This is a genomic window from Actinomyces viscosus (assembly GCF_900637975.1).
In the GTDB taxonomy this organism is placed as follows: Bacteria; Actinomycetota; Actinomycetes; order Actinomycetales; family Actinomycetaceae; genus Actinomyces; species Actinomyces viscosus.
In genome coordinates, this window is the sequence record NZ_LR134477.1 from 810940 (window position 1) to 822913 (window position 11974).

Below are 11974 nucleotides of genomic sequence, written 5' to 3' on the forward strand. Positions count from 1 at the left end.
CTCAACTCGCTCTCACAACCAAACGGAGGAGAAGAAACATGAAGGCCGTTGTTCTTGAGAAACAGCACGAGATCATGGTCCGCGAGGTACCCGGAGACCTTGCCTGCGGCCCCGGCGAGCTTCGTATCGCCCCGCACACCGTCGGCATCTGCGGCTCGGACGTCCACTACTACACGCACGGGCGCATTGGTCGGTACGTGGTGGAGGAGCCCATGATCCTTGGCCACGAGGCCTCGGGAGTCGTGACCGAGGTGGGGCAGGATGTCGAGGGCTTCGCCGTCGGCGACCGCGTCGCCATGGAGCCCGGTGTGCCCGATACCAGCTCACGTGCATCGCGTGCGGGTATGTACAACGTCGACCCGGCGGTCTCCTTCTGGGCCACCCCACCGGTCGACGGGTGTCTCGTTGAGGAGGTCATCCACCCGGCTGCCTTCACGTACCACCTTCCCGACAATGTCTCGTTCGCGGAAGGCGCTCTGATGGAGCCTCTTGCCGTCGGCATGCACGCAGCCACCAAGGCTCGCATCACCCCCGGAGACGTTGTGGCCGTCTCAGGGGCGGGAACGATCGGACTGCTCACTGCGGCGTCAGCGCTGGCCGGTGGCGCCTCCAAGGTCATCATCTCCGACATCTCCCCGGTCAAGCTCGACATCGCCTCCCGCATCCCTGGAACCCAGGCCGTTGACTCACGCGAGCGGCGGCTGCTCGACGTCGTCAACGAGCAGACTGCGGGCTGGGGAGCGGACGTCGTCTTCGAGTGCTCCGGTCACCCCAGCGCTTATGAGGACCTGTGGAGGATAGGCGCCCCCGGTAACCGGACCGTTCTCGTCGGCATCCCCGTTGACCCGGTAACCATCGACATCACCGAGGTCCAGGCCCGTGAGACACGTATTGAGAACGTCTTCCGCTACGCCAACGTCTACCAACGGGCCATCGACCTCGTTGCCGCAGGAAAGATTGACCTGAGTCCCTTCATCACGGCGACCTACGATATGGACCACGCCGTCGACGCCTTCGAGCGGGTGGCCGAGGGGCGACCCGGCGACGTCAAGATCCAGATCACGGTGAGATGAATCCAGTGAACGTCTCCGTCAGGAGGCACAGGAGGTCATCATGGGTGCCACGTCAGCCAGTTCGGCCTCGCCCTCCCGGCGGGCCGGCGCAGGTGCCGCTGCGGCGCAGCGCCGGCCCACGAGCTCGCTGACGTCGGCCACCGGTGATGATGGCACCGGGATCGGCGACCTCGAGGTGGTGCTTCCTGACCTGGGCTCGACGGTGCGTTGGTTTCGGCACGGGTACCCGACGCCGCTGGCGCGCTGGCACCACCATCCCGAGATCGAGTTCCACCTCATCGTCGCCTCGCACGGGCAGATGATGGCGGGAGACCGGACGCTGGACTTCGCCCCGGGGCAGGTCACGCTGATGGGGCCGGATCTTCCGCACAACTGGCTCTCGGACCTGGGACCGGGGGAGTGCCTGGAGGAGCGCGATGTCCTGTGCCAGGTGCTGCCGCAGCGGGTTGCCGCAGCAGCACGCGCTCTACCAGAGCTCTCGGGCTTCGAGACGCTTGTTGAAAGGTCCCGGCGCGGGATTGTCCTGAGCGGGACGAGTGCTGCGGCTGCCGCCGAGCTGCTCACCGTGATGGGGCGCCGGCAGGGCATGGGGCGGCTCGGCACGCTTCTGGCCCTGGCCGAGGTCTTTCTCAGCGCCCCAGGCGACGAGTGGTGGCACATCGCCGCACCGGGCTACGTCCCCAGTCTCGATGACGTTACCACCGGCCGCATCAACGAGGTACTCACCTATATTGAGGACAATCTTGAGGGAACGCTGTCGATGGAGGCGGCGGCCTCCCGGCTGGCCATGAGCCCCTCGGCCTTCTCGCGCTTCTTCCACGCGACGGCCGGCATCACCTTCTCCGCCCTTGTGCGTCGTCGAAGGATCGCACGCACCTGCCACCTGCTGCGGCGTACCGACCTTCCCGTCGCCCGCGTCGCCGACCTGAGCGGGTACACCAACCTGGCGAACTTCAACCGGCGTTTTCGCGACGAGACCGGAACGACGCCATCGAGCTATCGCAAGGCATCGCAGGCGGCGCTTGGCGGCCGATCGATAAGCGATTGACGACTCTGCGTTGAGATGACGGCGAGAACGGGTACTGCCTGCGTGCGGCCCGAGTCCTCAGACAGTGACTCGGGCCGCACGCAGGCAGTGGGCTCCGCTCGGGCCTGAGCGGTGTGCGTCTCAGGCGGCGTGGGTGCAGGTGGGGCAGGAGCAGTCCTCACAGGCGCACGAGGAGCAGGAGTCCGAGCAGTGCTCGCACGAGCAGGTGTTGTGGTTGCAGGTGGGGCAGGAGCAGTCCTCGCACTCGCACACGGCGCAGGAGTCCGAGCAGTGCTCACAGGAACAGGTGTCGCACTCGTCGTAGTGACCGTTGTCCTCGTGGTGGGCGTGGCCGTTGTGAATGTAGTCCACGTGGTCCCCGTGGATGACGGCGAGGTGGCCGCAGTTCGGGCCGTGGGTGTGGTGGTGGGCCTCAGCGGGGCGGTGCTCAGTGGTGGCAGTCATGATCATGCTCCTTCGTATGCTCAAGGGTGTCGATGAAGATCGATGCGACGTGGTCGTCGATAAGGGAGTAGCTCTGGCGCCTGCCGTCGCGGACCGACTCGACCAGGTGGGCGTTGCGCAGGACCCGCAGGTGGTGGGAGACCAGAGGCTGGGAGACGCCGAGGAACGTCACCAGCTCGGTGACATCGGCCGGCGAGCTGATAAGGCGGTAGACGATGCTTGCCCTCATGGGGTGAGCCAGCGCCTTGAACAGCTGGACCACGGCGGAGTCATCCCCTAAAGGGGCTTCCGGTGGCGTTGCGACCTTTCGCATACAAGAAAGTTTATATCAAGATGCTTTGATGTCAAGGCTACGACGAGACTCATGAAGGATGCCCGCGTAAGAGGCTCGGTGCCTCATGTAGGACTGCCCGCGAAGCTCGTGGACCGTGGTGGGCATGGGAAGTGGGTTGTCGATGCAGGCCAGGGCCGAGATCACGGGAAAGTACGCCAGGGTGTACACGAGGGCGTCGAAGAAGGACAAGGGACGGATCCTTGATGAGGTCTGCGCAGTCACTGGCTGGAGTCGGGACAACGCGCGCCGACGCCTGGTGGCCGCAGCCAAGCGCCCACCGGGTCGCCGAAAGTCGGCGGAGCGAAGGGCTAGAGCCCGCAGGTACTCCTACGACGCCTTGAAGGTGCTCCAGCGAGTGTGGGCCGCCAGCGGCGGGCAGTGCGGCAAGTACCTCAAGGAGTCCATGCCGCTGCTGCTGGACCTGCTGGAGGCGAGCGGTGAGCTCGACGACGAGCCGCGCTACACCCCAGCCGTCAGAGACGAGCTGGTGGCCATGAGCGCGGCGACCATTGACCGCTACCTCGCCCCGGTGCGGGCTACCGAGCAGCTGCGGGGCAAGTCGACGACCAAGGCCGGTCCGTTGCTGCGCAGCTCCATCAAGATCCGCAAGGCCGGTGACGAGATCGAGGCTGAGCCTGGGTTCTTCGAGGTCGACACCGTCGCCCACTGCGGGCCGACCCTCAAAGGAGAGTTCACCCGGACTGTGAACATGACCGACGCGCTCACGGGGTGGACCTTCACTCGCTCAATCCGAAACAACGCTGAGAAGCACATCATCTCCGCCCTGGACGCCGCCGTGGGATGCGTCCCGTTCCCCGTTTTGGGCATGGACTTCGATAACGGCTCAGAGTTCATCAACCACAGCGTGGTGCGCTGGGCCGGGGACTTGGACATCTACTTCACCCGCTCACGCCCCTACAGGAAGAACGACCAGGCCACCATCGAGTCGAAGAACAACCACCTGGTGCGCCGCTACGCCTTCTACTACCGCTACGACACCAGCGAGGAGCGCGAGGTCCTGGGCCGTCTCTGGGAGCAGGTCAACGTCAAGCTCAACTTCCTGACCCCCACCCGCAAGCCCATCGGATGGGGCACCGATAAGGCCGGCAGGCGCAAGCGCCTCTACGACGCTCCTCGTACCCCACTGGACCGGCTGCTGGACACCAGCGCCCTGACCAAGGCCCAGAAGACTGACCTGGTCTCGTACCGCAACCAGCTCAACCCCGCCTCTATCACCCGCCGCATCATCGAGCTCCAGGACGTTCTCATCCGCCTGGCCAAGGACAAGACCGACCAGCTCTACCTCGCCCAGATCCCAAGCATCCTGCCCGACGTCCACAAAGGCGTACGAGTCAGGAAAGCCTCCTAACCACCCCTCAACCTGGCGGGCATTCCTACATGAGGCACCGAAGACACTTCGCGGGCACCTTGACATGAGGCACCCCGGGCTACGTTCGTCGCCTCGTGTAGCATTCCGGTCATGTCATCGGCGACCTCAGAGAGTGGCGGGTCCTCGTCCGACGGCGAGCGCATGGTCATCGGGCATCGAGGTCTGAGCTCGCTCGCCCCGGAGAACACGATGGCCGCCTTCCGCGCCGCGGTGGATCATCAGGTGGCGTGGGTGGAGGCCGACGTCGACGTCATTGCCGACGGTACGGTGATTGTCTGCCACGACTCGACCCTGGACCGGACCACCAACCGGACGGGCCGATACGACGACCTGACCGTCGCCGACCTGCCGGGCATTGACGCCGGAAGCTGGTTCTCCCCTCGGTTCGACGGGGAGCCGCTGCCGACCCTGGGCAGTCTCATCGACCTCATGAACGAGACGGGCCTCAACGCCAACATCGAGATCAAGCCCAACGGGACCGGGCGGGAGGCGACGCTGCGTCTCATCGACGGCGTGGTCGCCCAGCTCGAGCGACTGCGCCCAGGAGCGGAGGTCATCGTCTCGTCCTTCAGCCATGTCCTGCTCTACCTGTTCAGGCAGCGCGCTCCGAAGGTGCCCGTGGGATGCCTCTACAAGAGCCGCACTCTCTCAGAGGACTGGAGGAGCACCCTGGAGATCGTGGGGGCCGATTACATCCACCCCGAGGACTCGAGCCTGACCCGGGAGCAGGTTCAGGCCTTTCGAGCCGAGGGGTACGGCGTCAATGTCTGGACCGTCAACTCGCTCAGCCGTGCGAATGAGCTCTTCAACTGGGGCGTCACCGGCGTCTTCTCGGACATCGCCCACCAGATCCCTCGGCGCTGACAGTCCTGTCCTCGGCGCGCGTTCCCGACGGCGCCCCGGGCGGTGCTGACGCAGTGCATGCCCGGAATGCTGTGTGAGCGCAGTCACCAGGGGTAGGGTGAGAGCATGTCACGCTACATCGAGCTCCACCCCGTCAACCCGCAGACCCGTCTGGTTGAGAAGGTCGTCGACACGCTGCGCGACGGCGGCCTGGTCGCCTATCCCACCGACTCCGGGTACGCCCTGGCCTGCGCGCCGGGCAACAAGGAGGGACTGGACCGCATCCGCACCATCCGCCAGCTCGACGGCAAGCACAACTTCACCTTCGTGTGCGCCGACTTCGCCCAGGTGGGTCCCCTGGCCATCGTGGGCAACAACGCCTTCAGGCTCATCAAGCGCCTCACCCCGGGACCGTGGACCTTCATCCTCAAGGGCACCAAGGATGTACCCCGGATGACGCTCAACCCGAAGAAGCACACGCTGGGCGTGCGCATCCCCGACCACGCCATCACCCAGTCCCTCGTCGCCGAGTTCGGCGCCCCCATCCTGTCATCCACCTTCATCCGCCCCGGTCACGAGGAGCCGGAGACCAACGGGTGGGAGGTCGAGGAGTCGCTGGGGCACCTCATCGACGTCGTCATCGAGGGACCGGTGGGGCACGGGGAGCCGACCACCGTCGTCGACCTGACCGACGACGTCCCCGAGGTGCTGCGCGAGGGCGCGGGAGACGTCAGTCTGCTGTAACCGGTCTGGTTGCAGCCGTTCCCATGGTGCTCGCCGGGTCCGGATCTCACTCACGGTCCTCTCCACGGCGGAAGCGGGCGGCTCTCGACGGCGAGGCCCCGGCGTGATGCCGCTCGGATCGCGCTACCGGCGCCGCCGGTGTCTGCGCCAGTAGCCGACCAGGCCGACCGTCAAGGCCACGGGCCAGGCCAGCATGGGCCCATAGCACAGGGAGAAGACGACGAGCTGGGCGGGCCCCATGCCCTCAACGGGCGTCCAGGACGGCGGGTCGCGCAGGAGGGCCAGGGCGAAGGGGAGGGCGACGTCGTAGTAGATGATGAGGTAGAGCAGGAGGTTGCCCGCAACGCCCACGATGACGGGCAGCCAGCGGGGGACCACCCGCCCACCCGCACCCGGCACCCATGACGGGAGCCTCTCGCCCCACGGCCGACACAGTCCCAGGCAGGCCAGAGCGGCGCCGGCCTGGATCATCTCCAGGGCCACGACGTAGGCGATCCCGCGCGCGCTGGTGCGGAAGAGATCCGCCCGCCCGAAGCCCACGTCCGCCCCGGCGAGCATCGCCACCCGCCAGGCGACCGAGGGCAGCGGGCACAGGAATGCCGTCCAGCACGCGGCCGCGGCCCACGGCTGCACCGGCACGGCGGCCGGCTTCCGGGCGGGCAGGGGAAGGGCTTTTGACTTCATAGCCAAAAACTAGTCGGACTCGGTCACGAGGAGCCCGGGACATCAGCCTCCTGCGACCGCCCCGGTCGCCGCCGGGTTCATGGTGCTTGCCGGCTGGTCCGTACCGACGTGAGGCCCGGCAGGCACCTGTAGGTCGTGCGCCCCGCGGGGCCGGCGGCGGGGGAGATAGGGTCGCCCCATGGACCTGTTCGAGTCGGCCGGCACTGATGACGCCGGACTTCCCGCGGACTCCCACGCGCCTCTGGCCGTGCGGATGCGGCCCCGCACACTCGATGAGCTCGAGGGGCAGGCGCACCTGCTCACTCCCGGATCGCCTCTGCGCCGCCTCGTCGAGCCGTCCGAGGGAGCGCCGTACCCGAGTCCGGGCACGCAGGGGAGAGGAGTGCGGCCTCCCGGCGCGTCCCTGTCCTCCGTCATCCTGTGGGGGCCGCCCGGAACCGGCAAGACGACACTGGCCTACCTGGTGGCACGGGGCAGCGGACGACGCTTCGTCGAGCTGTCGGCGGTGACGGCGGGCGTCAAGGACGTGCGCGCCGTCGTCTCCGATGCCAGGCGCCGTCTGGCGGCGGGGGAGGAGACAGTGCTCTTCATCGATGAGGTGCACCGCTTCTCCCGCTCCCAGCAGGACGCCCTGCTGCCCAGCGTGGAGAACCGGTGGGTGACGCTCATCGCCGCCACCACGGAGAACCCCTCCTTCAGCGTGGTCTCGCCGCTCCTGTCGCGCTCTCTGCTCCTGACTCTTCGTCCCTTGGGCGCCGACGACGTCGGGCGCCTGGTCGATCGTGCTTTGAGCGACGATCGAGGGCTGGCCGGGTCCGTTCGAATAACCGAGGAGGCGCGCGAGCAGATCGTGCGCATGGCCGGGTCCGACGCCCGTAAGGCCCTGACCGTGCTGGAGGCCGCCGCGGGAGCGGTTCTGGCTCGGGAGACGGATCCCGACGCACAGCCCCTCATCGAGATCGCCGACGTCGAGCAGGCCGCCGACGTGGCTGCGGTGCGCTACGACCGCGCCGGCGACCAGCACTACGACGTCATCAGCGCCTTCATCAAGTCCATGCGCGGCTCCGACCCCGACGCCACCATGCACTACCTGGCTCGCATGATCGCCGCCGGGGAGGACCCCCGGTACATCGCCCGCCGCATCGTCATCCACGCCGCCGAGGACGTCGGGCTGGCCGACCCCGGGGTACTGTCCACCGCGGTGGCCGCTCAGCAGGCGGTCGCCATGATCGGGATGCCGGAGTCCGGGCTCCTCCTGGCCGAGGCCGCGCTCGCCGTGGCCACCGCGCCGAAGTCCAACGCGGTCACCGTGGCACTCAACGAGTCGCTGGCGGACGTGAGTGCAGGCAAGGCCGCGGCCGTACCCGCCCACCTGCGCGACGCCCACTACGCCGGGGCCGAGGGGCTCGGGCACGGTCAGGGTTACCGCTATCCGCACGACTTCCCCCATGCCGTCGTCGGCCAGCAGTACCTGCCGGAGGGACTTGAGGGCAGTCGCTACTACCGCCCCAGCTCCAACGGCTTCGAGAGACAGCTGGCCTCCCGCCTTGAGGCCGTCCGGCGCATCCTCGACGAGAGGTAGGCGCGGATAGGTCCGGGGACCTTTCGGAAGTCTCCACCCGAGTCACCACTGAGGACCGTCTCACACCGGGCGGTTCAGACATAGGTTTCTGCCGGCGGGCGCGCTAAAGTTCTCGAGTTGTCCACATCGACGACGACCGGCAGCGCCCGCTGATGCCACCGGCCGACGGCGATGCAGACCTCCTGGGGTCCCGGCCCGAACCGCGGCTGACCCCGCGCCGTCGGCACCAGCCTGCGGCGTGCGACCACCAATCCGACAGGAAAGAAACCATGAGCTCTTCGCGCTCCCGCCGTCAGGTGCGTCTGTCTCGCGCCCTCGGCATCCCGCTGACCCCCAAGGCCGTGCGCTACTTCGAGCGCCGTCCCTACGGTCCCGGTGAGCACGGCCGCGCCCGCCGCCGCACCGAGTCCGACTACGCCGTCCGCCTCAAGGAGAAGCAGCGCCTGCGCGCCCAGTACGGCATCCGCGAGGCCCAGCTCCAGCGCGTCTTCGAGGAGGCCCGCCGTGGCCAGGGCCTGACCGGTGAGTCGCTCGTCGAGCTGCTCGAGATGCGCCTGGACGCCCTCGTCCTGCGCTCCGGGATCGCCCGCACGATCGCCCAGGCCCGCCAGGACGTGGTCCACCGCCACATCCTCGTCGACGGCAAGGTCGTGGACCGCCCCTCCTACCGCGTCAAGCCCGGCCAGACCATTCAGGTCCGTCCCCGCTCCCAGGTGATGGTCCCCTTCCAGGTCGCCGCCGCCGGCGCCCACCGCGACGTGCTTCCTCCCGTCCCGGACTACCTCAACGTGGACCTCGAGAAGCTCTCGGCCACGCTGGTGCGTCGCCCCAAGCGCGACGAGGTCCCTGTGACCTGTGACGTCCAGATGGTCGTCGAGTACTACTCGCGCTGACGCCCACGCTCACCTGACGCCGGGGCGCCCCGGACCCATGAGAGGTTCGGGGCGCCCCGGCGTGGGAGTACGCTCACCTGGAGCAAGCCGACCGGCTGCGGCCCTACAGCCACCTGGATCCGCCGGCCACCAGACGGGCCGGTCAACCACACCACACCGTCCACACGTCCCAGCACACGGCTCGAGCGCCGAGTGCCCGGACTCACCACGAACAGGATGAGGACCCATGCGCACATCCGAGATCCGCAGCCGCTGGCTGGACTACTTCGCCGCGAACGAGCACGAGATCCGGCCCTCGGTCTCCCTGGTGTCGCCCGAGCCCTCCATCCTGTTCACCGTGGCGGGCATGGTGCCCTTCATCCCCTACATCCTGGGGACGGAGGAGGCCCCCTGGCCCCGGGCGGCCTCGGTGCAGAAGTGCATCCGTACCAACGACATCGACAACGTCGGCATCACGACGCGCCACGGCACCTTCTTCCAGATGAACGGCAACTTCTCCTTCGGCGACTACTTCAAGGAGGGGGCCATCTCCTACGCCTGGGGCCTGCTGACCGGCAGCCGCGAGGAGGGCGGCTACGGCCTGGACGGAGACCGGCTGTGGATGACGATCTGGGAGGAGGACCAGGTCTCCTTCGACTACTGGACCCGTGAGATCGGCGTCCCCGCCGAACGGATCCAGCTGCTCCCCTTCAAGGACATCTCCTGGTCCACCGGCCAGCCCGGACCGGCCGGATCCTGCTGCGAGATCCACTACGACCGCGGCCGTGCCTACGGTCCCGACGGCGGTCCCGCCGTCGATACCCAGGGCGACCGCTTCCTGGAGATCTGGAACCTGGTCTTCGACGAGTTCCTCCGCGGGGAGGGCAAGGGACACGACTTCGAGCTCCTGGGCAAGCTCGACCAGACGGCCATCGACACCGGTGCCGGGCTGGAGCGCCTCGCCTTCATCATGCAGGACAAGCCCAACATGTATGAGATCGACGAGGTCTTCCCCGTCATCAAAGCCGCCGAGGAGCTCTCCGGCAAGGTCTACGGCCGGGGCAACGCCGGCCCCGAGGCGGGGGACGCCTACCATGACGACGTGCGCATGCGGGTTGTGGCCGACCACGTGCGCTCCGCCCTCATGCTCATCTCCGACGGCGTGCGACCGGGCAACGACGGACGCGGCTACGTCCTGCGCCGGCTCATCCGCCGGGCTGTCCGCTCCATGCGTCTGCTCGGCGTCGACGAGGCGGCCATGCCCACCCTGCTGACCGCCTCGAAGGACGCCATGAAGGCCTCCTACCCCGAGCTCGAGACCGGCTGGAGCACCATCGCGGAGGTCGCCTACGGCGAGGAGGACGCCTTCAGGCGCACCCTGGCCGCCGGCACCACGATCCTGGACACCGCGGTGGCCTCAGCCAAGAAGGACGCAGGAAAAACCGGGCGTCCGCTGGTGTCGGGCAAGAGCGCCTTCGAGCTGCACGACACCTACGGCTTCCCCATCGACCTCACCCTGGAGATGGCGGCCGAGCAGGGGGTCGACGTCGACGAGACCGCCTTCCGCAGCCTCATGAACGAGCAGAAGGAGCGCGCCCGCGCCGACGCGCGCGCCAAGAAGACCGGGCACGCCGACATCCGCGTCTTCCGTGAGCTGGAGAAGGAGATGGGCGGCGGTTCGGCCTTCCTGGGCTACACCGAGTCCTCCGCCGAGGGAACCGTCACCGGCGTCCTCGTCGACGGCGTCCCGCAGAGCGTCGTCACCGCCCCGGCCGACGTCGAGGTGATCCTGGACCGAACCCCCTTCTACGCCGAGATGGGCGGTCAGCTCGCCGACCAGGGCACCATTCGTCTGGCCGACGGGGGCACGGTCGAGGTCAACGACGTCCAGGCCCCCGTCAAGGGGCTGCACGTCCACCGCGGCACCCTGACCGAGGGCACGATCGCGGTGGGGGAGAAGGCCTTCGCCCAGATCGACGCGGCCCGCCGTCTGGCGATCGCGCGCGCTCACACCTCCACCCACATGGTGCACAAGGCGCTCCACGAGATCGTCTCCGACAACGCCACCCAGGCCGGCAGCGAGAACTCCCCCTCCCGTATGCGCTTCGACTTCCGCCACGGCTCGGCCCTGGCCGGGGACCAGGTCGCGGGCATTGAGGAGCTGGTCAACGCCAAGCTCTCCGAGGACCTGGCCGTCACCGACGAGGTCATGGACATCGACGCGGCCCGGGCCCTGGGTGCCATGGCTCTGTTCGGCGAGAAGTACGGCAAGGAGGTGCGCGTCGTCTCCATCGGCGGCGACTGGTCCAAGGAGCTGTGCGCCGGGACTCATGTGCCCACCACCGGGCACATCGGCCGCATCGCGGTTGTGGGCGAGTCCTCGATCGGCTCGGGCGTACGCCGTCTCGACGCCCTCGTCGGTGAGGGCGCCTACGGCTACCAGGCCAAGGAGCACGCCCTGGTCTCCCAGCTCTCCACGCTGGTCGGAGGCCGTCCCGAGGACCTGCCCGAGCGTGTTGAGGGGCTTATGACACGCCTCAAGGACGCCGAGAAGCGGCTCGCCGCGGCCGAGCAGGCGGCCCTGTCCGCACGCACCACCGGTATCGTCTCCGACGCCGCCCGCGTGGGCGGGGTCCGTCTCGCCTCGGCCAATCTCGGCAGCATCGGATCTGCTGACGCCGTGCGCTCTCTGGCCCTCGATGTCCGCAGCCGACTCGGCGACTCCGAGCCCGTGGCCGTCGCCGTCGGAGGAGTCGTCGGCTCGCGCCCGGTCGTGGTGGTCGCCACGAACGCCGGCGCCCGAGACCAGGGGATTCGTGCCGGCGCGCTCGTGCGCACCGCGGCCCAGGTGCTGGGCGGCGGAGGCGGCGGCAAGGACGACCTGGCCCAGGGCGGCGGGCAGAACCCCGAGGCCCTGGATGAGGCTCTGCGCGCCGTCGCCGACCAGATCAGGGCCTGAT

The 11974-nt window shown here is 68.2% G+C and carries 11 protein-coding genes; 8 read left to right on the forward strand and 3 right to left on the reverse strand.

What is annotated here, in order from left to right; translation table 11 throughout:
- The first annotated feature begins 38 nt into the window (after window positions 1-38).
- Complete coding sequence (locus EL340_RS03585) at window positions 39-1073, forward strand: NAD(P)-dependent alcohol dehydrogenase (protein WP_126413468.1); 1035 nt, start codon at window positions 39-41, stop codon at window positions 1071-1073.
- A gap of 40 nt (window positions 1074-1113) precedes the next feature.
- Window positions 1114-2121: a helix-turn-helix domain-containing protein gene (locus EL340_RS03590; protein ID WP_126413470.1), complete on the forward strand. Its 1008-nt coding sequence runs from the start codon at window positions 1114-1116 to the stop codon at window positions 2119-2121.
- A 120-nt stretch (window positions 2122-2241) separates the two neighbouring features.
- Here the strand turns inward: EL340_RS03590 and EL340_RS03595 are convergent, their stop codons facing one another.
- Both EL340_RS03595 and EL340_RS03600 read right to left on the reverse strand, forming a co-directional pair.
- Window positions 2242-2565: a hypothetical protein gene (locus EL340_RS03595; protein WP_126413472.1), complete on the reverse strand. Its 324-nt coding sequence runs from the start codon at window positions 2563-2565 to the stop codon at window positions 2242-2244.
- The gene (locus tag EL340_RS03600; RefSeq protein WP_126413474.1) at window positions 2549-2878 is read right to left on the reverse strand and encodes an ArsR/SmtB family transcription factor; all 330 of its coding nucleotides are present in this window, start codon (window positions 2876-2878) and stop codon (window positions 2549-2551) included. The genes EL340_RS03595 and EL340_RS03600 overlap by 17 nt, the downstream gene beginning before the upstream one ends.
- Before the next feature lie 124 nt (window positions 2879-3002).
- Between EL340_RS03600 and EL340_RS03610 the strand changes: the two genes are divergently transcribed.
- The 3 genes from EL340_RS03610 to EL340_RS03620 all read left to right on the forward strand — a co-directional run bounded on the left by EL340_RS03610 (window position 3003) and on the right by EL340_RS03620 (window position 5876).
- Window positions 3003-4268, forward strand: a complete 1266-nt coding sequence (locus EL340_RS03610) for an integrase catalytic domain-containing protein (protein WP_232023027.1) — start codon at window positions 3003-3005, stop codon at window positions 4266-4268.
- Window positions 4269-4379: 111 nt separating this feature from the next.
- Window positions 4380-5153, forward strand: a complete 774-nt coding sequence (locus tag EL340_RS03615) for a glycerophosphoryl diester phosphodiesterase (protein ID WP_126413478.1) — start codon at window positions 4380-4382, stop codon at window positions 5151-5153.
- Between the two features lie 105 nt (window positions 5154-5258).
- On the forward strand, window positions 5259-5876 hold the full coding sequence (locus EL340_RS03620) for an L-threonylcarbamoyladenylate synthase (RefSeq protein WP_126413480.1): 618 nt from the start codon (window positions 5259-5261) through the stop codon (window positions 5874-5876).
- 123 nt (window positions 5877-5999) lie between these two features.
- Here EL340_RS03620 and EL340_RS03625 read toward each other — a convergent pair whose 3' ends face one another.
- A complete protein-coding gene (locus tag EL340_RS03625; RefSeq protein WP_232023202.1) occupies window positions 6000-6560 on the reverse strand; it encodes a hypothetical protein in 561 nt (186 codons plus the stop codon).
- A gap of 178 nt (window positions 6561-6738) precedes the next feature.
- On the opposite strand from EL340_RS03625, the gene EL340_RS03630 reads away from it, so the two are divergent.
- The 3 genes from EL340_RS03630 to alaS all read left to right on the forward strand — a co-directional run bounded on the left by EL340_RS03630 (window position 6739) and on the right by alaS (window position 11973).
- On the forward strand, window positions 6739-8142 hold the full coding sequence (locus EL340_RS03630; RefSeq protein WP_126413482.1) for a replication-associated recombination protein A: 1404 nt from the start codon (window positions 6739-6741) through the stop codon (window positions 8140-8142).
- A 269-nt stretch (window positions 8143-8411) separates the two neighbouring features.
- Window positions 8412-9035: a 30S ribosomal protein S4 gene (gene rpsD, locus EL340_RS03635; RefSeq protein WP_003782217.1), complete on the forward strand. Its 624-nt coding sequence runs from the start codon at window positions 8412-8414 to the stop codon at window positions 9033-9035.
- Window positions 9036-9261: 226 nt separating this feature from the next.
- Complete coding sequence (gene alaS / locus EL340_RS03640; protein WP_126413484.1) at window positions 9262-11973, forward strand: alanine--tRNA ligase; 2712 nt, start codon at window positions 9262-9264, stop codon at window positions 11971-11973.
- The last annotated feature ends 1 nt before the right edge of the window (window position 11974 follow it).